Annotated in this window: 24 protein-coding genes and 1 pseudogene; 9 read left to right on the top strand and 16 right to left on the bottom strand. The window is 66.9% G+C overall.

The window, feature by feature from the left end; genetic code table 11:
* Positions 1-62: 62 nt before the first annotated feature.
* From VB777_RS01270 to VB777_RS01280, 3 genes are all read right to left on the bottom strand, one after another.
* A complete protein-coding gene (locus tag VB777_RS01270; protein ID WP_197157663.1) occupies positions 63-278 on the bottom strand; it encodes a hypothetical protein in 216 nt (71 codons plus the stop codon).
* A gap of 256 nt (positions 279-534) precedes the next feature.
* Entirely contained in the window at positions 535-1245 is a 711-nt protein-coding gene (locus VB777_RS01275; protein WP_323246537.1) for a rubrerythrin family protein, read from the bottom strand.
* Positions 1246-1426: 181 nt separating this feature from the next.
* Positions 1427-3250, bottom strand: coding sequence for a diflavin flavoprotein (locus tag VB777_RS01280; protein WP_323246539.1), 1824 nt, complete (start codon positions 3248-3250; stop codon positions 1427-1429).
* Positions 3251-3379: 129 nt separating this feature from the next.
* On the opposite strand from VB777_RS01280, the gene VB777_RS01285 reads away from it, so the two are divergent.
* Both VB777_RS01285 and VB777_RS01290 read left to right on the top strand, forming a co-directional pair.
* Positions 3380-4063 carry an ABC transporter substrate-binding protein gene (locus VB777_RS01285; protein ID WP_323246541.1) on the top strand — a complete coding sequence of 228 codons (684 nt, stop codon included), beginning with the start codon at positions 3380-3382 and terminating at the stop codon, positions 4061-4063.
* Positions 4020-4634, top strand: coding sequence for an ABC transporter substrate-binding protein (locus VB777_RS01290; RefSeq protein ID WP_323246543.1), 615 nt, complete (start codon positions 4020-4022; stop codon positions 4632-4634). Before VB777_RS01285 ends, VB777_RS01290 begins: the two co-directional genes overlap by 44 nt.
* 34 nt (positions 4635-4668) lie before the next feature.
* Here the strand turns inward: VB777_RS01290 and VB777_RS01295 are convergent, their stop codons facing one another.
* Positions 4669-6417, bottom strand: a complete 1749-nt coding sequence (locus VB777_RS01295; RefSeq protein ID WP_323246545.1) for a diflavin flavoprotein — start codon at positions 6415-6417, stop codon at positions 4669-4671.
* 138 nt (positions 6418-6555) lie between these two features.
* On the opposite strand from VB777_RS01295, the gene VB777_RS01300 reads away from it, so the two are divergent.
* Positions 6556-7896, top strand: coding sequence for an NRAMP family divalent metal transporter (locus VB777_RS01300; RefSeq protein WP_323246547.1), 1341 nt, complete (start codon positions 6556-6558; stop codon positions 7894-7896).
* 10 nt (positions 7897-7906) lie between these two features.
* Here the strand turns inward: VB777_RS01300 and VB777_RS01305 are convergent, their stop codons facing one another.
* The 8 genes from VB777_RS01305 to VB777_RS01340 all read right to left on the bottom strand — a co-directional run bounded on the left by VB777_RS01305 (position 7907) and on the right by VB777_RS01340 (position 14244).
* Positions 7907-8434, bottom strand: coding sequence for an MEKHLA domain-containing protein (locus tag VB777_RS01305; RefSeq protein WP_323246549.1), 528 nt, complete (start codon positions 8432-8434; stop codon positions 7907-7909).
* Positions 8427-9260 carry an SWIM zinc finger family protein gene (locus tag VB777_RS01310; RefSeq protein WP_416238292.1) on the bottom strand — a complete coding sequence of 278 codons (834 nt, stop codon included), beginning with the start codon at positions 9258-9260 and terminating at the stop codon, positions 8427-8429. The genes VB777_RS01305 and VB777_RS01310 overlap by 8 nt, the downstream gene beginning before the upstream one ends.
* Before the next feature lie 184 nt (positions 9261-9444).
* Positions 9445-10233: a uroporphyrinogen-III C-methyltransferase gene (cobA, locus tag VB777_RS01315; protein WP_197157675.1), complete on the bottom strand. Its 789-nt coding sequence runs from the start codon at positions 10231-10233 to the stop codon at positions 9445-9447.
* Entirely contained in the window at positions 10230-11528 is a 1299-nt protein-coding gene (locus tag VB777_RS01320; protein WP_323246553.1) for a hypothetical protein, read from the bottom strand. The genes cobA and VB777_RS01320 overlap by 4 nt, the downstream gene beginning before the upstream one ends.
* A gap of 170 nt (positions 11529-11698) precedes the next feature.
* On the bottom strand, positions 11699-11953 hold the full coding sequence (locus VB777_RS01325; RefSeq protein WP_323246555.1) for a hypothetical protein: 255 nt from the start codon (positions 11951-11953) through the stop codon (positions 11699-11701).
* Between the two features lie 34 nt (positions 11954-11987).
* Positions 11988-13556 carry a ferredoxin--nitrite reductase gene (locus VB777_RS01330; RefSeq protein WP_323246557.1) on the bottom strand — a complete coding sequence of 523 codons (1569 nt, stop codon included), beginning with the start codon at positions 13554-13556 and terminating at the stop codon, positions 11988-11990.
* A 314-nt stretch (positions 13557-13870) separates the two neighbouring features.
* Positions 13871-14074, bottom strand: a complete 204-nt coding sequence (locus VB777_RS01335) for a hypothetical protein (RefSeq protein WP_323246558.1) — start codon at positions 14072-14074, stop codon at positions 13871-13873.
* A gap of 26 nt (positions 14075-14100) precedes the next feature.
* Positions 14101-14244 (bottom strand): hypothetical protein, encoded by a 144-nt coding sequence (locus VB777_RS01340; RefSeq protein ID WP_323246560.1) that lies wholly within the window; start codon positions 14242-14244, stop codon positions 14101-14103.
* A 253-nt stretch (positions 14245-14497) separates the two neighbouring features.
* Between VB777_RS01340 and VB777_RS01345 the strand changes: the two genes are divergently transcribed.
* Together VB777_RS01345 and VB777_RS01350 are read left to right on the top strand one after the other, a co-directional pair.
* Complete coding sequence (locus VB777_RS01345) at positions 14498-15613, top strand: anthranilate phosphoribosyltransferase family protein (RefSeq protein WP_197171408.1); 1116 nt, start codon at positions 14498-14500, stop codon at positions 15611-15613.
* Entirely contained in the window at positions 15603-16073 is a 471-nt protein-coding gene (locus tag VB777_RS01350) for a nitrate reductase associated protein (RefSeq protein WP_323246562.1), read from the top strand. The genes VB777_RS01345 and VB777_RS01350 overlap by 11 nt, the downstream gene beginning before the upstream one ends.
* Here VB777_RS01350 and VB777_RS01355 read toward each other — a convergent pair.
* Positions 16034-18238 (bottom strand): nitrate reductase, encoded by a 2205-nt coding sequence (locus tag VB777_RS01355; protein WP_323246564.1) that lies wholly within the window; start codon positions 18236-18238, stop codon positions 16034-16036. The two genes, VB777_RS01350 and VB777_RS01355, sit on opposite strands and share 40 nt — an antisense overlap.
* Before the next feature lie 93 nt (positions 18239-18331).
* On the bottom strand, positions 18332-19894 hold the full coding sequence (locus tag VB777_RS01360) for an MFS transporter (RefSeq protein ID WP_323246566.1): 1563 nt from the start codon (positions 19892-19894) through the stop codon (positions 18332-18334).
* 332 nt (positions 19895-20226) lie between these two features.
* On the opposite strand from VB777_RS01360, the gene VB777_RS01365 reads away from it, so the two are divergent.
* Positions 20227-20850 (top strand): molybdenum cofactor guanylyltransferase, encoded by a 624-nt coding sequence (locus tag VB777_RS01365; RefSeq protein ID WP_323246568.1) that lies wholly within the window; start codon positions 20227-20229, stop codon positions 20848-20850.
* Positions 20851-20948: 98 nt separating this feature from the next.
* On the top strand, positions 20949-22070 hold the full coding sequence (locus VB777_RS01370) for a GTP 3',8-cyclase MoaA (protein WP_323246584.1): 1122 nt from the start codon (positions 20949-20951) through the stop codon (positions 22068-22070).
* Between the two features lie 23 nt (positions 22071-22093).
* Here the strand turns inward: VB777_RS01370 and VB777_RS01375 are convergent, their stop codons facing one another.
* Together VB777_RS01375 and VB777_RS01380 are read right to left on the bottom strand one after the other, a co-directional pair.
* A complete protein-coding gene (locus tag VB777_RS01375; RefSeq protein WP_323246570.1) occupies positions 22094-23515 on the bottom strand; it encodes an adenylate/guanylate cyclase domain-containing protein in 1422 nt (473 codons plus the stop codon).
* Between the two features lie 18 nt (positions 23516-23533).
* Positions 23534-24547, bottom strand: a complete 1014-nt coding sequence (locus tag VB777_RS01380) for a methyltransferase (protein WP_323246573.1) — start codon at positions 24545-24547, stop codon at positions 23534-23536.
* 99 nt (positions 24548-24646) lie between these two features.
* Here VB777_RS01380 and VB777_RS01385 point away from each other — a divergent pair, with 99 nt between their 5' ends.
* Positions 24647-25555: an MBL fold metallo-hydrolase gene (locus VB777_RS01385; protein ID WP_323246575.1), complete on the top strand. Its 909-nt coding sequence runs from the start codon at positions 24647-24649 to the stop codon at positions 25553-25555.
* Positions 25556-25576: 21 nt separating this feature from the next.
* Positions 25577-25897 (top strand): annotated as a pseudogene (locus tag VB777_RS01390) (hypothetical protein); the annotation flags it as partial.

A 25897-nucleotide genomic window follows, 5' to 3' on the forward strand; every position in this document is an offset into this window, starting at 1 on the left:
ACGAACCAGCTCAGGTCGGGAACTTGCCCACGACTGATGGGCGGCTCGCCTGCTGAGCCGGCTCAGGCTGCGAAGCCCTGATCAGCAGCCAGGCTCTGATCCAGGAGGCGCCCGTCGATCTCTGCCTTCAGCTGATCGAGTGACGCGGCAGGAAACCGGAAGGGAAGAACCACCATCGGGCTGCGCTCAGGACGCACCAGCCAACCGGCTGGAACCATCGGAATCAGCACGAATCCTCGATAGCGCACCACCACGTTGTCCCGGATGACTGGAGCCATTGACGACAGCACTGATGCGGCGGAGCGGCCTCGGAGTTGCCACTCCGCGCACACACAACGCCCTAAAGAGCGTTACAACGCCATCGTGAAGCAACAACCGCCTGTGCATTGGTCGCGGATGTATCGGATTACGGGTCAAGCACGTCACATTGGGATGAAGAAATCAGAAGCACTATTGCCCATGATGAAGCGACCTGGATGAACAGAGGCTTCCATCCAGGTGTACTGAGCCGAGCCTCGACCCATCGCCGATGACTCAGGCCGCCAGCAGTTCGGGCTCGCGATAAGGGATGAAATTGGCCTTGCGGGTGCCGCAGATCGGGCAGGTCCAGTCGTCTGGGATGGCCTCGAAGGGGGTGCCGGCGGCGATTCCGGAATCGGGATCCCCTTTGACAGGGTCGTAGATCATCGAACACACCTTGCAGATCCACAGCCCGGGCAGCGGGGCCGTCTCGCCGGCCTGGCCCTTGCCCTGCAGCGCTTCGAGGGCAACGCCATAACGGTCGGCATGGTGGTGCTCGATCGGCGTGAGCAGGCCGAAGTTGCTGGCCGCCTTGCGGAAGATGCCGGCGTGTTCCTCGGATTCGTCGATCTGGTCCTGGAATTCAGCCGCGGCATCGGCATCGCGATCCACACGGGCCTGGGCCTCAAACCCCGGGTACATGGTGGTGTACTCGTAGGTTTCGCCCTCGATCGCCAGCTCCAGGCAGCGGGCCAGCACAGCCTGCTTCTGCTCCTCGCTCAGGCCGGCGGGATCGGCCACCACCAGCTCGGGATGGAGCAGGCGGAAATGGGCGAAGGCATGCTCGGTTTCCTGATTGGCCGTGTCGCGGAAGAGCTTCGCCAGCTCGGCATGGCCCAGCTGCTTGGCCACATCGGCGAAGAAGAGATACTTGCGGTTGGCCATGCTCTCACCGCCGAAGGCAGCCTCGAGGTTGGCCTGGGTGGAGGGGTTGGACAGATCCATGACGGAAAAACGCAGAGGATGGAGCGCGGCAGAAAAGGACCCGGAAGGATCAACCCGATCAGGATCGAACGCGAGAGGGATGGAGACCGGGCCCACCGTTCTACAGAGCTTACACGAAGTCATAACCACTTCGGGTTAGAGCGCGAACAGTGTTGGCGAGGGGCTGCCTCCTGCGGCCCCCTCAGTAGTTGGCCCCGCTCCGGCGCTGGTGGACGGCCGTGACTCCCGTGGGATCCAGCAGGCCGCCACTGCTGAGCTCGGCATAGACCAGCCAGTGGTCGCCGCACTCCATCCGCTGCTTCACCCTGCCCTCCAGCCAGGCCAGCGCCTCCGGCAGCACCGGATAGCCCCCAGGACTCTCCTGGAGCTCCAGGCCGGCGAAGCGATCCGCTCCCGGCGGGAACGGCTGCAGAAACTGCTTCATCGGGCCGCTCTGCCGGCCCGCCGCCAGCACGTTGAGCGCAAAGCCATCGCCCACGTGCAGCAGGCTCTCCAGGGCCCGGTCCCGTGCCACCGCCACCGTGAGACCGGGCGGCGAGAAGCTGGCCTGGCTCACCCAGCTGGCCACCATCGCCCCGCTCAGGCGCGTCTCCCCCTCCCCCTTTCGGGTGGTGAGCACACACAGGGAGCCCACCAACCGGCCCAGGGCCAGCACCGCCGGATCGCTGCGGCTTTCGCTCAGACCACCGGCGGCGCTGCGGCGCTGGCTGCGGCGCTGCTCCACCAGCAGGCTGCGGCCCAGGGCCGTTCCGGTTTCCTCGATCGTTTTGATCGTGGCGGCATCGGGACTGAACTTGACCTTGATCGGCTCGAAGGCGAACTGGAAGCCGCCATCGCGCAGCTTGCTCTCGAGCAGATCGAGCGCCTCACCACTCCAGCCGAAGCTGCCGAACACCCCCACCGGCTTGGCCCGATCCCCCTCCGCCAGCAGGGTGCCCAGAGCCGACACAATCGGCGTGGGCGCATGCCCCCCCAGGGTGGGGGAACCGATCAGGACTGCGTCACAGGAGCGGATGGCGGAGAGCAGCTGGTCAGCGGGCGCAAATTCGCAGTTGATGCTCTCGACGCGCACGCCGGTGCGTCCCACCCCCTGGGCCAGGGCATCGGCGATGGCGGCGGTGTTGCCATAGGCGCTGGCGAACAGCAGGGCCACCGACAGCCTGGCGCGGTCCTGGGTTTCGCCCCAGCGGCGGTAATCGGCCAGCAGGCTGCGCCAGCTCTCGGCGATGGCGGGTCCGTGGCCGGGGGCGATGGTGCGGATCGGCAGCTCATCCAGCCGGTTGACCACGACCTCCACCTGGCGGGCGATCGGCGCCATCAGGCAGTCGTAGTAATAGCGGCGGTCTTCCTCGGTGCTGTTGCGGTCGCTTTCGGCCAACACCTCGCTGCAGAGGTGGGCGGCGAAGAACTTGCCGCTCATCAGCAGGCCGGTCTTCTGCTCGAAGGCGATCAGGGCCCCAGGCCAGCGGGGCGTGGGGGTGGGGATCAAGGTGAGCTCATGGCCATCCCCAAGCGGACGGGTCGCCTCCTGCTTCACCACATCGATGGCGGGCAGGGGGGGAATCACCGGTTCGGGCTGGGTGATGCCCGGAGGGGCCGGTTTGCGCTGGTCCCACAGCTCCGCCAGCAGCTTGGCACCGGTATTGGAGGCCACCAGCATCAGCTGGGGCCACTGGCTGGCCAGGCGCCGCAGCAGGCTCACCCGGTTGGGGTTGACGTGACCCACCACCACCTTCAGGGCCGCCTCGGCAGGCACCAACCCGGCCAACTGCTCCAGGAACGGGGCGGCGAAGGATTCCCCGGGCGGATGGACCAGCACCGGCGGTACCGGCTGGCCAGTCGCGGTGGTTCCGGCGGTGAACAGAAAGCTGTTGGCGCTGGTGCCCCGCTCCAGGCCGTACTCCACCTCGAAGCGCAGCCGCTTGGGACTGAGCCCCCGCAGGCAGACCAGACCGGGTTCGATCGCCAGCTGGATCACCCGGCGTTCTGCGTCACTCGCGCCCATGCTTCGCCGTACCGGTGGCGGTGACTCTAAGGAGGGGCGACGATCTCAATCCCGCCTGGGTTGACACCACTGACTGATGGTGCTGTCCCAAGGCCATGGGTAAGGTCGGCCATCCGGGCAGGGCCGTGCATGGAACCGTTGTTCATCGAACTGCAGCTGGCAGGCAATCCCGTTGCATCCATTCTGGCCGGGTTTGGCTACGGGCTTGATTCAAACGGTGGTGGACTGTCGTCCGATCAGGAGCCGATCGTGATTGGTCTGGAGGCCCCGCTGAGCGGCTCCCAGAAAGCCAATGGGCGCGACATGTGGCGCGGCGCCAAACTGGCAGCTGAGGAGCTGAATCTCGAGGGCGGAATTCTGGGACGCCCGATCGAGCTGGTGAAGGCCGACGACAGGGCCGATCCGGAGCGGGCTTTGCCCGTGGCCCGGAAGCTCAAGCGCCTGGGGGCCGATGCGGTGATCGGCCCCTACAACTCCGGCGTGGGCATCCTCAACCTGCCCTACTACCTCGAGAATGAGATCGTTCCTGTACATCTCACGTCCACGGATGACACCGATGGCGAGGGTGTCACCGTGCAGCCCAAGAACAGCCAGATCGCTCCGGTGGAGGAGGCCTACATCCTCTCCCAGGGCATCAAGGGCACCACGAAAAATACCGATTTACCTTGGAAGCAGCGATTGAGACTCATGTACTGGCCGGCGTCGGCATTGGCCAATGGTCGCGACAAGGCCGATTTTTCGTGGTGCCCTCAAGACGGTGTCGATGCTGGTGGATCCTTCCACCTTCACCACGGGGATGGCGGATCGGCTTGAGGCGGCCCTCAGGGCAAATGGGGTGGACGTGGAGCGATTCAGCATCACCCCGGGGGCCGAGGACTACAGCGCCGCGATCCAGCAGGCCCTGGCCAGTGACCCCGGCCTGGTTTACGTGAGCACCTATTTCCCGGAGGGCAGTGTCATCGCCAAAGGGCTGGCCGCCAGTGGCAGCGACGCCCAGCGCTTCATGGGTCTGGCCAACGTGGATCCGGCCTTTGTGAAGCTGGCCGGGCTGGAGGAGGCCCAGTCCCTTGTGTTCAGCGGTACCCCTGAAGCCGCCCAGTTACCCACGGCCAAGGTCTACGTGAAGGCCTATGAGCAGCGTTTCGATCGCACCCCTGGCGTCTGGGGCACCTTCACCTACGACTCCCTGCAGGTGCTGGCCGAAGCCATGGAGCAGGCCGGCAGCAACCGGTTTGAGCCTGCCCTTGATGCGCTGTTGCAGACCCGCAACTACCAGGGGGCGACCGGCACCATCACGATCGACCCGATCACCGGCAACCGACTGAAGGTGCCCGTGTTCATCCTTCAGGTCAACGCGGAGGGGGTCTACACGATCAAAGGCTGAGGCATGGGTGGGCTTGGGCCCCCCTTGCCCCACTTCAATAGTGGTTGCCCACCTTGCGGTGGTGCACGGCGGTGGAGGCCTCCAGATCGGAGACGGTGCCCTGCTCCACGGCGGCGTAGATGATCCAGTGATCCGGACCCTCCATCCGCTGAACAACGCGGCAGCCGAGGTAGGCCAGTGCATCGCCGAGCACCGGGCCGCCAGCGGCGACGCCGTCCAGGGTGGTGACGCCGGCGAAGCGATCGGCACCGGGGGGGAAGCGCTTGAGGAAATGGCGCAGCAGCACCTGGTGGTTGTCCTCCCGCAGGATGTTGAGCACGAAGCGGTCGCCCACCTGCATCAGGGCCTCGATGGCGCGGTCTTTGGCCACCGCCACGGTGAGCCCCGGGGGATCAAAACTCGCCTGGCTCACCCAGCTGGCCACCATCGCACCACTGCGGCTGCCGCCCTCGGCATCGTCCTGGCGTGCCGTCACCACATAGAGGCCTCCTGAAAGGCGGCCAAGCGCTTTGTCGAGGTCGCCGTCAAGGCTCTTCATGGCCGCGATCGTCTTCTCGCGGGTCAGCAGCTGGCCCAGATCGGTGCCGGCCTCCTCGCAGCGCTGGTAATCCTGGCCGTCCGGCACCTGACGGATGCGCAGCGGATCGAAGGCGCTCTTCTGGCCGAGGCTGCGCAGCTGGGCCGCGACCGTGTCGATCGGCTCGTCGTTGCCGCCGTAGGCGTCGTAGCAGGCGACCCACTGCTTCGGCTTGAGGGCCGCCAGCAGGGTGCCCACCTGGGCCTGAAGTTCAGCGTCGGGCGCGGCTGGCCAGGTGGGTACCACCACAGCACTGGCCTCGCCGATCAGCGCAGTGAGTTCCTGGGCATCGGTGGCACGCAGATCCACCAGCTGCACCTGGGCCTCGGCCTTGCCGATGCCACGGGCGATCGCCTGGCTGAGCCGATCGCAGAAACCGTACTGGCTCAGATAACAGACAGCGGCATAAGCCTCCCCCTTGCTGCGCTGGCTGCTCCAGTCGCGGTAGTCACCCACCCAGAGGCTGAGGTGCTGGCGCAGCAGGGGGCCATGGCCCACGGCAATCGTGGTGATCTCCGGCAACCCCTCCATGCGCTTGAGCGCCTGCAGCACGCTGCGGGCGTTCGGCCCCATCAGGCAGTCGTAATAAAAACGGAAATCCGGGGCGATGGCGCCGGGATCGCTGTCGAACAGCTCCTGGCTGCAGTAATGCAGCCCGAAGGCGTCGCAGGTGTAGAGGATACCGGTGCCGTGATCGAAGGAAAAGATCGTGTCCGGCCAGTGCAGGTTGGGAGCACTGAGAAAGTCGAAGCGGTGCTGAATCCCGCTGGCGGAATTGGTACCCAGATCGAGCGTGTCACCGCTCTTCACGGCACGGCTGCGGAACGGGCGGTGGACCTGGTCTTCAAGGAACTGGATCGCCACCTTGGAGGCCACGATCTCGATCTCGGGATTGCGGTCGAGCAGATGGCCGATCAGGCCGGAATGGTCTGGCTCGGTATGGGACACGATCAGATGATCGATCGCCAGAGGATCAATCTCCTGCTCGAGCAGCGGCAGCCAGGTGTCGGCGAATTTGAGGTGGCTGGTGTCGATCAGGGCCGTGCGCTCTCCCCGCACCAGGAAGGCGTTATAGGTGGTGCCATTGCGCAGACCGAACTCAATATCGAAACGGCTGCGATCCCAGTCGAGGGAGCGGATCGTGGTGGTATCGGCGGCGATCACCTCGCACTGGAGGCTCAGGCGCGGCGGTGCGACAACGCTCATGATCGTCTCCTCCGGGGGCCAGAACTGTAGGCAAACCGGCCCTTCGGCTGGCGGCATGGGGCGAGCTCTCGGTCAGCCCTCGATGCCAGCCGGCCAAGGCGCCGCCAAGCTGGAGCGCACCCTGGGGGCGTCATCACAATGGTGGCAGGCGAAGCCGGACCGCCGGATCCGAACGACCAGTCGCAGGCGGCCCCGAAACCGGGCAGGCCGCTCACCGTCAAGGGCTTTCGGCAGAGCCTGGGGCCCGGCATCCTGCTGGCCGGCGCCGCCATCGGCGGGTCTCACCTGGTGGCCTCCACCCAGGCGGGAGCCCGCTTCGGCCTCGGCCTGCTGGGTTTCGTGCTGCTGGCCAACCTGTTCAAGTACCCCTTCCTGCTGGTGGGCAGCCGGTTCACGGCCGTCACCGGGCTGAGCCTGCTGGAGGGCTATCAGCGCCAGCGGCCCTGGTACCTGCCCCTGTTTCTGCTGATCACCCTGGCCACCGGCGTGGCCAATATCGCGGCGGTGGCCTCCGTCTGCGGCAGCCTGGCCACCAGCATGGTGCCGATGAACCTGCCCGGTGGGCTGAGCACGCCGGCGGGGCTGGCCCTGCTGATCGTGGGGGTCTGCGTGGCCGTGCTGCTGCTCGGCCACTACCGCAGCCTCGATCGACTCAGCAAGGGCATCGTGCTGCTGCTCACGATCAGCACGGTGGTGGCAGCTTTGGCCGTGCTGGGCCGGGGACCGGTCGCCGGCAACGCCGACCTGTTCAGCCCCAGTCCCTGGAGCCTGACGGCCCTGCCGTTCCTGGTGGCCCTGATGGGCTGGATGCCCTGCCCGCTCGATCTGGCGGCCTGGTCGTCGCTGTGGATCTTCGCGCGGCAGGACGACTCGGGCCATCGCGGCTCCCGCGCCGAAGTGGAAGCCGACTTCAACCTCGGCTACCTGCTCACGGTGGCGATGGCGGTGCTGTTTCTGTTGCTGGGCGCCTGGGTGATGCACGGCACCGGGCAGGCGTTCTCCCCCAGCGGCGCGCGCTTTGCCCAGCAGCTGATCACCCTCTACACCGCCAGCCTCGGTGGCTGGGCCTATCCGGTGATCGCAATCGCGGCCTTCACCACGATGTTCAGCACCACACTCACCTGCCTGGACGGCTATCCCCGCTCCACCTCCGCCGGCTTTCGGCTGCTGCGCGGCTTCCGCGGCCACGCCGTCCATGACCGGCGGGATCACGGCATCTGGATAGTGCTGCACGGTGTCGGAGCCGCCGCGGTGCTCGCCTTCTGGCCCGGTTCGATGGGAGCGCTGGTCCAGCTGGCGATGGTGGTCTCGTTCCTCACCACTCCCGTGCTGGCCTGGATGAACCTGCGGGTGATGCAGGACCGCCAGGTGGCCCCTGCCGATCGGTTCGGAACCCTGCAACTGCTGGTGGCACGCATCAGCCTGATCGTGCTCAGCGCCTTCGTGGTGCTGTTCGGCGTCAGCCTGGCGCAGCGCTGAATCCAGCCTCCTACAACCAGTACCAATCGCCGAAACAGGCGGCCTGACCGCGGCGCTGGCCAGCGGCATCGCGCAGGGTCCAGAGGCGGGCTCCGCGAATCTGGAAGCGGCGGCCGTGGCTGTCGATGCGCACACCGCTGTAGTGGGCGATCGCCTCGTCGCGCCAGGCCTGCCGCAGAGCGCGGGCCCGCTCCGCCCGCGCCACCGGCTCGGCCGTGAGCCGCGAGGGCAGGCCCACCATCGTGGCCCAGGGGCGACGCCAGAGCCGCAGGGCGGCGGCGTTGGCATAGATCAGCCGCGGCCCGATCGGATCCTCACCAGGATCGTCATGGGCGAGCACCACCACCGGGGCCACGAACAGCTCCTGGGCCGCCAGGCGCCGGTTGGCCGCAGCCGGAATCAGGGGGCGACCGAAGGCCGCCTGGTGGGAGGCAAGGATCCAGGCCACCCGTTCCAGCACGGGATCGGCCAACCAGGCGGGCTCCAGCGCTGAACCCAGCGCCGAGGGCGGCTCAGCCAGCAGATCCGGCTCAGCCACCGGCAACCCCGGCGCCCATGGCCAGGGCCATGGCCTGGTTGGCCTTGTCCTGGCCCTGGCTGCGCAGATGGTCGAGGAAGCGACGGTTGGCCTCCGGGAAGCGGGGTTCCTCCGCCAGGGGCAGCGGACCGGCGGCATCGAGCCCCGTGTCCCCCTCCAGGGCCGGCGTGATCACCACGAGATCCGGATCGAGGGCTGCGTCGTAGCGCCACCAGCGGCTCGGATCCCCGATGGCTGGATGGGTGGGATGGGGCGACTGGCCGGCGTCCGGGGCCGGGAGCGATCCGGCTGGAGTGCCGTCCGCAGCACTGGCCCGCAGCGCCGCCGCCCGTTCCGCCAGAGCCTTGCGGCGGCGCACCGCCAGATCGGCCAGCAGCTGGGATCGGGTGCGGCCCCGCAGCTGGAACAGCACGAAGGGATCCTCGCTGAAGCGATCCCCCATCAGGTAGTAGACGGCGCTGGTGTGCTTGCAGGGGTTGGCCTTGTCCGGGCAGGTGCATTCACTGCGCACCTCCTGCAGCTTGAACGGAAACAGGCGCTTGCCACTGGCGGCGAAGGCGCGCTCGATGTCCTGCGGCATGATGCCGGCCAGCAGCTGGGCCGACCAGCGGGCCTTCTGGGTGAGTGCCTCGAGCACGTAGCCCCAGTCTTCCTCGCTGAGCACATCGAGCCAGAGCTTCACCTTGTAGGGCTCGGGTTCGGTGCCCTGCACGCGGGCATGCACCCGCCTCCCCTCGAAGCGGATCGACAGGACGTTGCCCTCGCGGGCGTAGGCCCAGGCGCGCTCCAGCCGTTTCTTGTAGCGGAAGGAGTTGATCAGCTCCATCCATTGCTCCACCCACCAGGGCTGCTGTCCCAGTCCCTGGTCTCCCAGCTGGGTGGTGATGGCTGGGGTGGCGGACACGGGAGCGGGCATGGCTGGAAGGGTGCCGAGCCCAGACAGTCCAGGCCTCAGCCACCAGTCTTGCCGAAGGGAGGCCCGAGCGACACAGCGGCGCCGGGGCTGATGCTCAGAAAGGAATCGGCATCTCGGCATCGGCCGGCGCGGGGGCGCAGGCCGCCACCCGTTCCGCCACCACCTGCCCCACCACCACGATCGAGGGGGACACGAACCCCTGCTCCGCCACCCGATCGGCCAGCTCGCCCAACGGGGCCACCAGATCCCGCTGCCCCAGCACCGTGCCCTGCTGGATCACGGCGGCCGGGGTGTCAGGCGCCAGGCCACCGGCGATCAGCTCGTTGCAGATGCGGCTGAGGTTATGGAGGCCCATGTAGATCACCAGGCCGTCACTGCAGCGGGCCAGCCCCTGCCAGTCGACGCCGGGGCGCGCCTTGTCAATCTCCTCGTGCCCGGTCACGAAGGTGACGCTCGAGCCCGCCCGGCGGTGGGTCACCGGAATGCCGGCATAGGCCGGGGCGGCGATCCCCGCCGTGACACCGGGCACCACCTGCACCGGGATGCCTCGGGCCGCCAGGTGGGCCGCCTCCTCGCCGCCGCGACCGAACAGGAAGGGATCACCCCCTTTGAGCCGCACGACCGTGCGATGGCGACCGGCCAGCTCCACCAGCACCGCATTGGTGCTCGGCTGCGGCACCGAGTGGTAGCCGCGGCGCTTGCCGACGAACTGCCGCTCGCAGCCCTCCGGCACCAGATCGAGCAGGGCCTTCGGCACCAGGGAGTCGTAGACGAGGGCGTCGCAGCAGCGCAGCAGCCGGTGGGCCTTGAGGGTGAGCAATTCGGGGTCGCCCGGACCAGCTCCCACCAGATAGACGGTGCCCGGCGAGGGGGGCGTGGTCATGGCAGGGCCTCAAGCTGCGTCAGCAGCAGCTGACGGAAGCGGAAGCGCTGCAGCAGGGGCTGCCCGAGCCATTGCGGAAGACTGTCGGTAAGGCGATTGGCAGCCAGGACCAGCGGCAGCACGGGCGCTCCGTCCTCAATCGCCGGCAGCGGCTCCTGCCCATCGGCAACAGCGGACCGGCAACGGACCCCCAGACTCCGCTCCAGATACCGCAGATACCGAGATCCCAGCTTGCCGTCCATGGGGTGATGGATGAGCCAAGGGGATGATCCCACTGCAGCCGAACCGGCCAGCTCGGCCAGCTCCTCACGCAGGGCCTCCTGCCAGCAGGGCCAGGCCCCCAGGAAGGGCACGCGACCCACGGCACCGCGGCCTCGCCATCGGGCCGCAACCGCAACCAGGTCGTGGCGGACATGGGTGCCCGGCAGCAGGAAGAGGGGCACCAGGGTGAGGTCCCCGCCGTCGCCCGGCGCGGGGCAGGGGTCTGCAGTGAGGGCGTGCAGATGCACCGGGGTGCCCCGCAGACGCTCCACCTCCCGGGCCAGGGTGCCGAGTTCCTCGGGGATCACACCCCCCCGCCGTCCATGCACGACCAGCAGCAGGGCACTGCGGCGCAGACCGGCCAGGCGCCGCTGCCGCCGCCTGGCCACGGCCCCGTCCAGCCGCGACGGATCGAGGTGAGACAGGCTGCGGCGGCCGTGCGGCAGCCGGGCCAGAAGGTCCACGGCTGCCCCCGCCAGGAGGGGATCGAGATCAACGGCGCAGCTCCGCAGCACCTGCCGCAGGGATTCGGAGGGCCATGCCGGCAGTCCCAGGGCCAGACCCTCGAGTGCTGCCCGGCGCAACAGCAACGGCCCTGGCTCGAGGGCCAGGGAGCGCAGCCGGTTGAAATCAGCTGGATCCCGCTGATGGCCGAGCAGCGGCACCAGCAGCTCCTGACGGTCGGAGGAAGCCGTCGCCAGGGCCTGGCGCAGCAGCCCAGCACAGCTGGGATGGCGCAACCGAGCGATCACGGACAGGCACTCCGGATCGGCGCTGGGCTCCGCCAACCACCAGGCCAGCAGGCGCACCGTGGCCTGGCCGTCGACGCGTTCCGCCAACACGGCCAGAAGATCGGCCTCCGGCTGCAATCGGCCCGTTTCAATCGCCACCAACCAGGGCTCAAGATCCAGACTCGGCCGGCGGCGCAGCTGCTGAAGCCAGGGCCAGCGTTCCGGACTGCCCGGTGGCGGCAACAGCTCCGGCGTGGCACGGGGATGGGGCGGGCACCACCCTGGCTCAGAAACCGTAGCCATCGATACGTTTGATGTGATGGAGAGGGTGGTGGCGTCCATGGCATCTATCACAAGTGCAGGCTTGCTCGAACGACCCCATGGCCAATCGCATGATCCGGACCACCGCAGACCCAGGGCTCGATCGGGCACGACAGCGCGGCGTTGGGGTGCAATCGGCCAGCGTTTCGGCGTCAGGGGCGGAGCTCGACGGACTGGATGCGCTCAAGGAGCGGCAATTGCTGTTCCGATGGGTGCGCGATCTCGATCGAGCCCAGTTCGCCCTCGGCGATAAGGCCCGCAGCAGCCGCCTTTGGCAGGAAGCGGCCTTGATGGGATTCGACCCTGAGCGGCTCACCCGTCTCCTCTACGGCGGGCAGGACCCCCACGACACCGCCGCACTGGAGGCGATCGATCGGGTCTGGCGGCAGGAGCAACGCCAGCAGCACGGCTGGCGTCGCCCTGCCTGGTGGCCGGGGGCGGTCAGGCAGCCTTCGGCGTGGCACCGAAGCGCTCCAGGAGCAGCTGCTCCAACACATCGGTCAGGTCGGTGAGCGGGACCCCCTTATCGTGGAGCTCCGCCAGCTTCGGTTCCTGGCCGATGGAACCTCCCAGGAAGATCTTGGCGGCCTCCACCATCTCGCCATCCTTGCGAGCCTTGGCACCCATCAGGCCAATCTGACCCATGTAGGGCTGGCCGCAGGCGTTGGGGCAACCGGTCCAGTGCATGCGGACAGCCTCAGGGAGATCGATTCTCGTCTCCAGCGCATCGAGAACATCCTGGGCCAGGCCCTTGGTGGGGATCAGGGCAAAGCTGCAGTAGGCATTGCCGGTGCAGCTCACCGACTCGGCCTGCAGGGCTCCGGGATCGAGACGGAAGCGTTGTAGCAGCGGCTCCTGCTGCAGCGCCTCCAGGCGGTCAGTCGGCACATTCGGCAGCAGCACGTTCTGGGCTTCGGTCAGACGCAGCTCTCCGCTGCCATAGGTGCGCGCCAGGCGCGCCAGCTCAAACAGGTCGGCGCCACGGAACCGGCCCATCGGCACATGCAGGCCCACCCAATGCAGGCCGTCCTGCTTCTGGGCATGCACCCCCAGACCATCACGCGGGGCGCGGCAGACGAGGTTGCTGCCATCGTGCGGCCGCACCGTGTCGGCCGCCGCGGTACCGGCGAATGCAGCGAACCGGGCGAGCACGGCGGTGCGGTAGTCGTCGAGCCCCAGGGCATCAATCAGATACATCAACCGGCTCTTGTTGCGCACCTCCCGGTTGCCCTGATCCTCGAAGTGGCGCAGCACCGCAAGCGTGAATGTGGGCAAGTGCTCCGGAGGAAGCCACACGCCCAGCGGGAGAGCCAGGGCATTGCGCTGGGCGGAGAAGAAGCCTCCAACCATCACCGTGAAGCCAAGCTCACCACCACTGGCCCCACCGCTCCAGGCCGGAAGAAAGGCAAGATCGTTATGCAGAAGGAAACTGTCTGGCGCCCCTCCCACCGCCACATTGAACTTGCGGGGCAGGTTGCGAGGACCATCCGGAGCGAAGAGCCGCTCCTGAATCGCGCTCACCAGTGGTCGTGTATCGAAAACCTCCTCGGGATCGATGCCGGCCAATGGATTGCCGGTGATGTTGCGGGGATTGTCGTGGCCGGATTGACGGCTGGTGAGGCCCACCCGCTCCATCGCCGCCAGCAGCGGCGCCATGTCTTCGAACAGCAACCCCCGCAGCTGCAGGTTCTGGCGGGTGGTGATGTCGGCGCTGCCATGCTCGCCGCAGCGATCCACGGCTTCGGCCAGCACCTCCAACTGCTCCGCCTGAATCACACCATTGCGCAGCCGCAGCCGCAGCATGAAGCGCCCCGGCGTGACCGGCCGGAAGAAGATGCCCAGCCACTTGAGATGAATGGTGAGGGTGGCCTCATCCAGAGATTCCCACCCCTGTTGACCGAGATCTGCCAGCTGGGGCTCCAGATCGAGGCCACAGAAGTTGGCTTTGGCCTGCTCAAGTTTGCTGAGCGTGGGCTCAGCGGACAGATCGGATACGGGAGGGGTCTGCATAGAGAAGTAGCGCGCCCATACGGCGCCGGAACAGGAAGCGGCGGAGGGATGACGTGACCTCGAAAGCCCCAGCTCGCCAGCATCCAGCGGAGCGGTGGGGCCGGCGAGCGCCAATGAGGGATACGCAGCCGGCAAGAGTCGTCGGAGACGGCAGCCGGAACAGCAGCGCCAGTGCCCGAATCACGTGATGCGCTCATCCTGAGGCGGAACCTTCTGGGCTCGTGTCACTACCGCTACGGAATCTCGCCGCGCCCCCATCCCAGCTCCCAGACCAGGCTGGCCCGGGACACTCCCTGAATCCGACCCGCCGAGACTCAGCGTTCGCCGAGGGTCTGCCAGAGCGTCGCCTGATGGGCAATCACCGGCACCGGACCCGACCGGGAAGCCCCTCCCGAGGAGCGCGGCAGCGAAGCCAGCAGCTGAACAGCGAGCGAGCCCACCACGAACATGCCAAGGAAGGCGAGGGCCACCCCCAGGGGCGAGGCCTGGGCGCGGGTGACCTGCAGCGGCGCAGCCATGGCAGCAACCAAGCTGATGAATGGCGTCAGTATGAGCGGCCCGAATCCTGGAGAGGCGCCGCCTCCGAGAGGCCTGCGAAGGGGGCGGCCGCCTGGGAGGCCCTCAGATCCAGAACGCTCCAGCCATGCAGGACACCGAGCAACAGTCCAAAGGAAGCGGCGAGACGCACGGGAACAGGGGACGTTCGGGTGACTCTCTCGGCCCACGACGCGCCTTGATGCAATGGTTGGTACCGAACCGATCGACCTGATCGCCCCCTCGCATCTTCAGGAAAGAATCAGTATCGCTTGATACTTCTTCGCAGTGATGGGCTGACACCGTGCGCTTGGGCCCCGTGCGGCTCAGGCCACAACCCGCACAGTTCCGCATTCAGCTGTGGAAAATACTGGTGCTGGTGGATTCAGTGCCGACCGTCCATGTTGATGCCAGCCACCTCGAATCCCGCGCCAGATCCCACGACCACCCTGGAAGCCGCAGCAGCATTTGCCAGACAGCCCAGTGATGAACGCCAGCGATTCAAGCTCTATCTCAAGAAAATCGGCAGCGGTGAGCACACCAGCCAGGGTCTCAGCCGCAGCGAAGCGCGGGATGCTCTGGAGCTGATGCTGCGCGGCCTGGCCAGTCCAGCCCAGATCGGTGCCTTCCTGATCGCCCACCGGATTCGACGACCGGAGACCCAGGAACTCGCCGGCATGCTGGATCTCTACAGGGACCTCGGCCCCGCCCTCCACACCACCGAGCGAGCGGTCAGCTTCGGCATGCCCTTTGATGGCCGCACCCGCACAGCGCCGATCTACCCGCTGACCAGCCTGGTGCTGGCTGCCGCCGGCCTGCCGGTGGTGCTGCAGGGCGGAAGCCGGATGCCGGTCAAATACGGGGTGACGGCCATGGAACTGTTCGCCTCCCTGGGCCTCGATCTGCTGCACCTGCCGCTGGCCACCGTTCAGGAGGGGCTCACTCAGCAGCGGTTGGCCCTGATCCATCAGCCCGATCATTTTCCCCTGGCGGAGCGGCTCACCGAGATTCGGGAAGATCTGGGGAAGCGCCCACCCGTCGCCAGCCTCGAACTGCTCTGGACCGCCCACCGCGGTCCCCATCTCCTGGTGAGCGGCTTCGTGCATCCCCCCACCGAATCGCGGGCATGGAAAGCACTGGATCTGGCGGGCGAGGAGGAGGTGATCACCGTGAAAGGCCTGGAAGGCAGCACAGACCTGCCGATCAGCCGGGCCTGCATCACCGCCCGTGCGCGGGGTGACCAGATCGAGCGGATGATCCTCCATCCCCGTGACCATGGCTGCTACGACAACGATGTGCCCTGGCTCGAGCTGGACAGCTGGAGTCAACAGGCGCTGGCGGCCCTGGGCGGACAGGGCCCGCTGACAACGGCTCTGATCTGGAATGCAGGCGTCTATCTCTCTCTGGCGGGGGTGCAGGCCGATCTCGAGCGTGGCCTGGCCATGGCCCGGAACCTGGTGAACAGCGGCGCCGGTCTGACCCAGCTGCAGCGTCTGATCCAGTGGAGGGCCGATGCGTCCTGACCAGGCCAGTCAGGGCAGCCATTGCTTTGATTTTGAGCACGACTTCGTCGGCAACTGGCGCTGCATCCCTCTCTGTGTGAGGCGCAAACTTGATCTGGCCGGCATCAAACTTCGCCTCAGCCACTGGCTGGCGATGCCCGAAGCGGAGCGGCAGGAGCTGGTGCTCTGGGGCGACGATGCCGAGGCACTCCGGGCCCTGGCCACCCATCTGAAGCAGCGCACCCGGGACCTGCCGGATGGCGAAGCCACAGACCTGCCGATCGCCAGCCAGGAACCCTGGCAGCGGGGAGGTGAACCGCCCGTGGCGGTCACGACGGCCGCCGCCGAACTGGGATACAGCCTCAGCCCGGAGTGCTGGCTTGCCCTGTCAGAACTGGAGCGCTTCGCCCTCTGCAAGCTGGCCCGCCCCGGGCACGACCATCACAACCTGGCGGCTGCGCTGGCGGAAATCTTCCCCTGAAGCTGCTCGCGACTGCGCCGCCGCACACACACCGCCGCTGCCTTGAGTTCAGGCTGCTTCGAGATCGGGCAGGCCTGCTCATGCAACAGGGCATTCACTTCACAGGCCTGCTCCTGCATGAATCCCCAGTGCATCGGCAGAAAAACCGTGCCTGGCCGAATCCGTTCGGTGATGTCGACCCTGGCGGTGATGCTGGCCCGCCGCGAGGTGATCGAGGCCAGGGCTCCGCTCTCCAGCCCCAGGGACTCCGCATCGTCGGGATGGATCTCCAGCAGGGGTTCGGGATGCATCGCCGTGAGCCGGGGAACACGGGCCGTGCGGGTCATGGTGTGCCAGTGGCCGAGGTAGCGCCCCACCGTGAGCACCAGGGGATAGGCCTCACTGGGGGGCTCGGCCAGCCCCATCGGCTGTTCGGCGATCAAGCGGGCGCGCCCACTGGGGGTCGCAAAGCACCAATCGGTGTACAGCCGCCGCGCTTCGGTGGTGGGCTCCGCGTCCTTCGGGTAGGGCCACTGCTGGGGACCCTCACGGCGGAGCAGGTCGTGGCTCAGGCCGGAGACATCACAGAGACGGCCGGCCGTGAGCTGCACGAACTCGGCATAGACCTCGGCGGCTGAGGCATAGCTGAACTGATCCACGAAGCCAAGCCGGCGGCCCACCTCGGCGAACACCTGCCAATCGGCCCGCGCCTGGCCGGGGGCAGGGCGGAAGCCGGGGCAGAGGGTGACGCGCCGCTCGGAGTTGGTCATGGCACCCTCCTTCTCGCTCCACTGGGCAGCGGGCAGAACCAGATGGGCGTACTGAGCCGTTTCCGTCTCCGCATAGGCCTCACTCACCACCACCAGGGGACAACGCCGCAGCGCCGCCTTGACCCGTTCGAGATTGGGCAGGCTCACCAGCGGATTGGTGGCGGCGACCCACCAGAGATCGAGCTCGCCCGCCTCCATCGCTTCCACCTGCTGCCAGGCCGCAAGCCCGGGGGCAGGGCTGATCGCACCAGGTCCGAAATCCCAGACCTGCTCCACCTCGCGGCGATGCAGAGGATCCACCACCGTGCGATAGCCGGGCAGGAGATGGGAGAGGCCTCCCGCCTCCCGCCCCCCCATCGCATTGGGCTGACCCGTGAGCGAGAACGGGCCGGCGCCCACACGGCCGATCTGGCCGGTGATCAGATGGAGGTTGATGATTCCCGCCACGGTGGCGGTGCCCTCGACGCTCTGGTTGACGCCCATGGACCAGAGGCTGAGCACCGGACCGTCACCACCCCACAGGGAGGCCACAGCCTGCAACTGGTCTTCTGTGATGCCGCAGATCCGGGTCACCCGATCGGGAGTCCAGGCCTGGAGCAGTTGGGCATAGGCCGCAAACCCCTCGGTTTCCCCCTCGACGAACTCAAAATCGATCAGCGCCTGACGCAGCAGCAGATGACCCATTCCGTGCAGCAGCACCAGATCAGTGCCCGGACGAATCGGCAGATGCAGATCGGCAGCGGCAGCGGTGGCGGTGGCGCGCGGATCCACCACCACCATCTGCAGGGATCCTGGCTGGCGTCGTTTGCGTTTGAGCAGCCGTTGAAACAGCACGGGGTGGCATTCCGCCAGGTTGGTGCCGATCAGAAAGGCGACGCCGCAGTGATCGAGGTCGTCATAACTGCAGGGCGGGCCGTCAGAGCCGAGGCTGCGGGTATAGCCGGCCACGGCCGAACTCATGCAGAGGCGTGAATTGGCATCAAAGTTGTTGGTACCGATCGCCCCCTTCAACAGCTTCTGGGCGAGGTAATAGTCTTCGGTGTGAAACTGGCCGGAGCCATACATGGCGATCGCGTCTGCCCCCTTGCCAGCCAGACTCGCCTTGATCTGGTGCACAATCCGATCCAAGGCCAGATCCCACGAGATCGGCGCCAACGGATCATCCAGGCTGGCGCGATAGAGGGGCTGCAGCTGCCTTCCCCCATCCAGCGTGTCGCAGACCGTGGCTCCCTTGACGCAGACCTGTCCGAGACTGGAGGGATGCTGCCGATCGCCCCGGGCACCCCAGACCGGCAGGCCATCGTCACCTCGACGGGTGGGCTTGCCTTTCGAGGCCGGCGGCATCAGCTCAAGCCCGCACCCAACTCCGCAATAGGGGCACTGGGAGCGCAGGGAAGAGGCAGCGGAATCAACCATGAACAGACAACGATCACAATGGAAAAGGCAGGCCATCGGCCTGCCAGATGTCGACGGTCGTGGTGGAGAGCCAGGCCTCAAAACAGCGGGCAATCAGCCCGCGGTGGAGGCGGCAGCAACGGCTTCACCCTCATGCTGATCAGCGAAGGAGCCCTTGGGCTCATTGAGGAAGAAGTAACACATGAAGCCCACGATCAAGCCAGCCACTCCCAGGATCTGGAAGAAGGCACTGTTGGAGGCAGCAATCACTTCAGGCGAAGGCTCCGCCGAAGCGCCACCCATCCAGACGGGCAGCAGGCTGTAGATCGTGAGGTAAGCCACGGCCCCCACATTGCCGTAAGCCCCGACCATACCGGCGATCTGGCCGGTGACCCGGCGCTTGACCAGCGGCACCATGGCAAAGGTGGAGCCTTCGCCAGCCTGCACAAAGAACGAGCAGGCCATCGTGAGCACCAGGGCCAGGGCAATGCCAGCATTGCCGGTGAAAGTGCCGGGCTTGATCATGCTCATCACCAGATAGCCGATACCCAGGCCGATGGTGAGAAATCCCATGGTCGACTTGCGTGAACCGAGCTTGTCGGACAGCAGGCCGCCGCCAGGACGGGCGATCAGGTTCACGAAGGCAAAAGCTGAGGCCAGGATGCCCGCCGTTGCCTTGGGAAGGTCAAAGGTGGTTTCAAAGAAGGTGGGAAGCATCGACACCACCGCCAGCTCGGACCCGAAATTGACGATATAGGTGAGCTCCAGGATCGCCACCTGCTTGAACTGGTAGCGGTCTTCCTTGTCGTAAGTGCGATTCCCTTGAATCAAGTCTTTGTTGGTACGAATAATGCCCCAGGTCTGGAAGACGAAGAAAGCCAGCACCAGGAGCAGGGCAATCGTATATCCACCTGCATCAAGGAACTTCACTTTCTGGAGGCGCCATGCCAGCACCGCCAGGATCGCCGCGAAGGGCACATTCATGCCGATCAGACCCCAGAAATCCTTGATCGATGTCACCTCGAGACCAGCAGTCTTAAGGGGCTTCTGATAAGTTTTTCCGGGGGGAGTATCGGTTACATTAAAATAATAAATCAATCCATAGACGGCCGAAATGATGCCCGTCAAGGCAATTGCACCTCGCCAGTTCAGAACAGCACCATCCACTTCAAAACCGCCGGAGAATGACAGCCAGCCGGCCACGATCACCAGGGTCAAGGCAGAGAAAGCCGAGCCGAAATTTCCCCAGCCGCCATAAATCCCTTCGGCAACGCCAATCTCCTTGGGGGGAAACCATTCAGCCACCATTCGGATGCCGATCACAAATCCGGCGCCCACGATGGAAAGCAACAAGCGGGCCAAAACCAGCTGGTTGAAATCCTGAGCGGCCGCAAACATCAGGCAGGGGATCGCCGAAAACACCAACAACGTGGAGTAGGTAATTCGGGGTCCAAACTTGTCGAGCAGCATTCCAATCAGAATGCGGGCGGGCACTGTCAGGGCAACGTTGCAAATCGCCAGGGTGCGGATCTGAGGAACGCTGAGCCCAAATTCGGCCTTGACCGTGGTGGCCAGGGGTGCAAGATTGAACCAGACAACGAAAGTAAGGAAAAAGGCAAACCAGGTGAGATGCAGTGTCTTATATCTGCCCTGGAGTGACCAGAGTTCGGCAAGCATGTGAAATCAAGATGGCGACCCTCACCTCTCGAAAATCGGGCGGAGCCTTTGAGCGGCGCACAATGCCAACCGCTCAGGCATTAGACCAGCTCACACCAAACCCGCGATGTAGCCACAGCTACGGATGGTCATCGAGCAGCCTTCATGCCGGACTGCATCGCTGCTTGTATCGATCCCGGAAGACAGAGCAATGGTTCAGCCACCCTCCTTGGCATTCTCAAGCCATCTGATCAGCGAATGTCATGACCAGACCTCTGACGATTGTGTGCGGCAGCGTGATCCTCCCAAGCAGCAGCTACTGCCGAAATCCACCGGCTGAGCAGTGCTGATCCTTGCTGCGCAGCTGCCTGCTGAGCGGTGGTGACAGCCGCCGCATGGGCCGCGACAAGGCCCTGTTGCCCCATCCGTCCGGCGGCCCCTGGCTGGAGCGGGGGCTGCGACGGCTGGCGTCCCTGGGCCGGCCGATCACCCTCTGCAGCCGCCATTCGTCCCACCTGGCCCTGGCCGCAGGGTTGGCGCAGCCCCTGGGCGTGCCATTGGATTGCTTCGAGGAACCACCCCCCTCGCGAGGGCCGCTGCGGGCCTTGGCGCGGCTGATGCACCGCCACCCGGACGACGCAATCCTGCTGCTGATGCCGGTGGACATGCCCTGGCTGGAGACCCAGAGCCTGCGGCAGCTGCTCGAGGCCGCAGACCAACACCCCCACCAGTTCTGCCTCGCCCACGACGGCCAGCGCCTGCAGCCGCTGCTGGGGGCCTACCCGAACACGGCAACGCTGCGCCGCGATCTGGAGGATTGGCTGGCGCTGGACCATCGCCGTCTTCATGGCTGGCTGGATCGCCAGCCGGTGCTGCCGGTGAGGCTGGAGCCCTCCCAGCTGAGGAACTGCAACCATCCGCACGACTGGCCACACGACGGGCCAGCCGCACGACCGGACAAGGCAGCCGGGCCGTGACTCGCCAGCCCAAGGCGGAACCCGGCAGGCTGGGCGGAGCCGAAGCCTCAAGGGCTGATGCCCGCGTGGACCCTGCCGCCTCAGACCCCCCAGTCCCTCTGCTCGATCGCCACCACCGCGCGCCGGGGGTGCTGCGGCTGTCGCTCACGGCCCGCTGCAACCTGGCCTGTCCCTACTGCTGCCCGGACGATCGGGATCCGCCCGAGCTGCTGACCCTGGCGGAGCGGCGGCAACTGGTCGAGACCGCCGCCGGGCTGGGCTTCTCCTCCCTGCGGCTTACGGGCGGGGAGCCACTGCTCTATGCACCGCTCGAGGAGCTGATCAGCAGCCTGCAGCCCTTGAAAGGCGGTGAGCCCGGCGGACACGGCAACCGTGGCCCGGACGGCCAGCTGCGCGAGATCGCCCTGACCAGCAATGGGGCGCTGCTCACGGCGGAACGGGCCAGGGCGCTGCGGCAGGCCGGGCTGGATCGGATCACGCTCAGTCTCGATGGCACCGATGGCGCCAGCGTGGCCCGGATGGCCGGTCTCGCCAGCACCGCCCCGCCCGCAGAGGCCGAGGCGGCACGGGGGGAGCGACTGCTGCAACGGGTGCTGGAGGCGATCGAGCATGCCCGCGCCGCCGGCTTCGATCCGGCCCGGGGGGAGCTGAAGCTCAACGCGGTGATCGCCCGCGGCCGCAACGACGACCAGCTGATCCCGCTGGCGGCCCTGGCGCGTCAGCGGGGGGTGGAGTTGCGCCTGATCGAGTTCATGGATGTGGGCAACCGCAACGGCTGGGACCCGCAGCAGGTGCTCAGCGCCGCCGAGATGGTGCGGCACATCGGAGCCCACTGGCCGCTGCAACCGGTGGGGCGTCCGGCCCAGGGCACCGCCAGCCGCTGGCGCTACCTCGACAACCCGGGGTCTTCAGCCGGCGCCGCGCCGCTGCATGTGGCGGTGGTGGCCTCGATCAGTGCCCCCTTCTGCGGCGATTGCAATCGCCTGCGGGTCACCTCCGACGGCGTGGCCTACACCTGCCTGTTCGCCAGCGGCGGCAGCGACCTCAAACCCTGGCTCCGGCCGGCCACAGGAGCATCAGCGGATGCGGCGGGACTGCGGGCTGCGATCGGGGCACTCTGGCAACAGCGGCAGGACCGCTACAGCGAAGACCGTAGGGAGGCCGTTGGCACGACCGCGGGCCGAGCCACTCCGGCAGAGATGGCCTACCTCGGCGGCTGAAACGGCTCAAGCGGCTGAAGCGACTACGACGCAAGTCGGCCCTGCAGCCAGTACGTGGTCATCTCCCCCACGCCCTTGATCGGCACCTGGCCGCGACGTTCGGTGGCATAGGAGCCGGCCAGCTTGCGGCAGGTGGCTTGACTGATCTGGATCCGGCCCGGCTCCCCGTTCGATTCCATGCGGCTGGCCACGTTCACGGTCTCGCCCCAGAGGTCGTAGATGAACTTGCGGCGCCCGATCACGCCGGCCACCACGGGCCCGCTGTGGATCCCGATGCGGAGAGCGAGCGACCCTGCCACCGGAGCCTCGACCTGGGCGATCGCCGCCTGCATCGCCAGGGCCATCTCCGCCACGGCCTCGGCGTGATGGTCGAGTGCGGTCGGCAGGCCGCCCACCACCATGTAGCTGTCGCCGATCGTCTTGATCTTCTCGAGCCCGTGGCGCTCACTCAGATCGTCGAAGCTGGAGAAGACGCGGTTGAGCAGCACCACCAGGGCGTCGCCATCAATCCGGGAGGAGAGAGCGGTGAACCCCACGATGTCGGCGAACAGCACCGTCACATCAGCGTGGGTCTCGGCGATCGTGTGGCTGCCACGCTTCATCTGCTCGGCGATCGGCGCCGGCAGGATATTGAGCAGCAGCGACTCGGACCGGTCCCGCTCAGCCTGGGCGGAGATCTCCGCCGCGATGCGACGCTCCATCTCGCCACTGGTGCGCTGGAAGGAACGGTTGAAGGCCTCGATCACGTCGGTGAGTTCATCGGTGCGGCGCGCGGCGGCGACCGGGATGAGAAAACTGTCTGGATCGGCTGGCATCCCCTCCTCAAAGGCGGTGCCGGATCGGAGCAGGTGATCATGCAGCAGCAGCACCCGGCCGATCACGAGGCGCTGCATCACCACCATCGTGATCAGGGTGAGAACGCTGGCGATGCCCAGCACGATCAGCACGATGTTGCGCACGTAGACCAGCAGGCCCTGGCGCAGGGCGGCATCGTTGTGCCGCACGATCAGCACCAGGTCGTTGCCCCGCAGAACCTGGGGTCTCCAGCGGCCGTCGTAGGCGTTCTCGCCGGGAAACCAGCGCCCCTGCAGCGAAGCATCGGCAGCCGCAGCCGAGCGGAGGCTGGGTTTGGAACCGAAGCCCCCCAGGAGCTCCCCGGTGGAGGCGCGGTAGAGCGCCGCGCCGTTCAGATCGGCCACCATGGTTGGCCCCTGCAGCCGCTTCACCTCCTGCAGCAGGGCCTCAGGACTTCCTGGCGCCTGCATGGTGACCAGCCACTGGATCTTGGCGCTGGTAATCTCCCGCAGCTGCAGGCCCAGCCGCTCGGCCTGGCGCAGCACCGACGGCACCAGCACGATCGCCTCCACCACCAGAAAATTGAGGAAGATCCAGAAGGCGATGCGGCGCGACAGGCGCGCCCGGACCCACGGGAAGGTGGCGGTCATGGAACAACTCAGGCAGGCTCAGCCCAGCACCGCCTCCACCACGCTGATCGGCGACGGCGTGGCGGTGATCGTCTCGAGACGCAGGCCGGCCCGCTCCAGCAGCCGGGCGTACTCACCGGGGGTGCGCTCGCGTCCGCCTTCGGTCATCACAAGCATGTTCAGATCGAGCATCTTGGCGGGGGCCGGATCGTTGCCTGGCGGAATCACCTGCTCGAGGATCAGCACCCGACCGCCGGGGGCGAGGCCGGCGCGGATCTGGCCCAGGATCGTGAGGCAGGCGTCATCGCCCCAGTCGTGGAGGATGTGCTTGAGCAGGTAGGCGTCGGCTCCGGCCGGCACGGAATGGAAGAAGTCGCCGGAGGCGACCTGAAAGCGCCCCTCCAGCTCCGGCGGCACCGTCACCGGTTCCACCACGGAGGGCTGATCGAACAGGGTGCCGCGCAGGTGGCCGTGGTGGTGCAGCACCGCCTGCAGCAGCTGACCCCGGCCACCGCCCACGTCGACCAGGTGGGTGAGGGAGCTGAAGTCGTAGGCCGCCAGCAGGCCCTGGGTCTCCACGCGGGAGAAGTCGGTCATGGCGCCGTCGAAGATGGCGCCGCGCTCGGGGTTGTGGCCGTACCAGGGGAAGACGGGTTCGCCGTAGTGGTGGCGGAAGGCGCTCTCGCCGGTGCGCACGCTGTGCAGCAGGTCGGCCCAGGCGTCGTAGTGCTCACCGCCGAGCATGCGAACGAACTGGCGCTGGGAGGCGGGATGGTCGCTGCGCAGCAGGTCGGCCAGGGGGGTGAGCACGAAGCGGCGCGGCTCGGTTTCGGCGAACAGGCCCAGGCTGGCCAGGCCCCGCAGCAGCCGGAACAGGGCATCGGCATCGGCGCCGCATTGGGCGGCGAGCTCCTCGGCGGTCAGGCCCTCGGGGTTGGCGGCGGCCAGATGGTCGGCGAGCTCCAGTTCGGCAGCCACGTGGATCATCTTGGTGACCCAGTTACCGCTGGCGAGCTGGAGAAAGTGGCTGGTGAGATCCGCGCGGGGGTCCATCGGGCCGGAACAGGGTGCCGTTGCTCTATAGCCCCAGCACCAGACCGTGGGCCAGAGCGGAGCGATCCACCAGGCTGAGGGTGGTATTGCCTCACCGCCATGGCCCGTGCGAGCGAGCGCCTGGCCGCCAATGCCGGCGGCCCCTTCTACGTGGATGCCAACTGCATCGACTGCGGCACCTGCTGGCAGTTCGATCCGGCCCACTTCGCCCCCACTGGCAGCACCTCGCACGTCTGGGCCCAGCCCCAGGGCGATGCCGAGACCCGCGCCGCCCTGCTGGCGCTGCAGGCCTGCCCGGTGGCCGCGATCGGCACCAGCCGAGACCTGCTGGCGCTCACTCCAGCCGATGGCTTCCCATCGCTGGTGGTGAGCCTGCCGCAGGGGGAGGTGCACTACTGCGGCTGGGCGTCGCGCCAGAGCTTCGGGGCGAGCAGCTGGCTGATCACCCAGCGACGACCCGATGGCAGCTCAGACAACGTGCTGATCGATTCACCGCGCTGGAGCGCAGCGCTGGCCCGCCGGATCGAGGCCCTGGGCGGCGTCAGCCGCATCCTGCTCAGCCACCGCGACGATGTGGCCGACCACCAGGCCTGGGCCAAGCGGTTCGGCGCCGAACGCTGGATCCACAGCGCTGATGCGGAGGCCGCGCCGCAGGCGGAGCACCGCTTCGAAGACACGGAGCCGATCCGGCTCGATGCCGACCTGCTGGTGCTGCCGGTGCCGGGACACACGGCCGGCTCAGTGGCGGTGCTGTTCGCCGAGCAGGTGCTGTTCAGCGGCGACCACCTCTGGTGGGGCGTGGCTCCGCCGGGGGTGGTGGCCTCCCAGCGCTATTGCTGGTGGAACTGGCCGGAGCAGCTGTATTCAGTGGAGCGGTTGCTGGATCTGGACGTGCGCTGGCTGCTGCCCGGCCATGGGCGTTGGCACAGCTTCGCGCCGGGCGAGTGGCGTCGGGAACTGGAGACAACACTGGCGCGAGCGCGGCAGGGACCGGGCGGGGAACCCTGAAGGTGGTTCCGCACCGCAGACATGAATCATCATCAAGTTCTGCACGTTCACGGGATGCGCCATCCGCGTGAGATGGGCGAGCAGGAGATCAATGCGTTCCTTTCGCATCTGGCCACGGTGGGACAGGTGTTCACGGTGACGGAGACGAAGGCTGTGCTGCAACAACTCGAGGGCACCGAACAACTCGTGGAGCAGATGCTGTATGAAGGCGGCCTTAAGAGTTTGCTGAAAAACGAGCCCACGAGCCAGTTTTCCACAGGCATCAGTGGATTTCCGGCTCAAAAAGTCGGATCGGCGGCTATCAGAGCCGCAAACTGCCCGATTTCGGCATCGTTGGCCTCT

It is taken from the genome of Synechococcus sp. CCY9202 (assembly GCF_034931685.1).
In the GTDB taxonomy this organism is placed as follows: domain Bacteria; phylum Cyanobacteriota; class Cyanobacteriia; order PCC-6307; family Cyanobiaceae; genus CBW1002.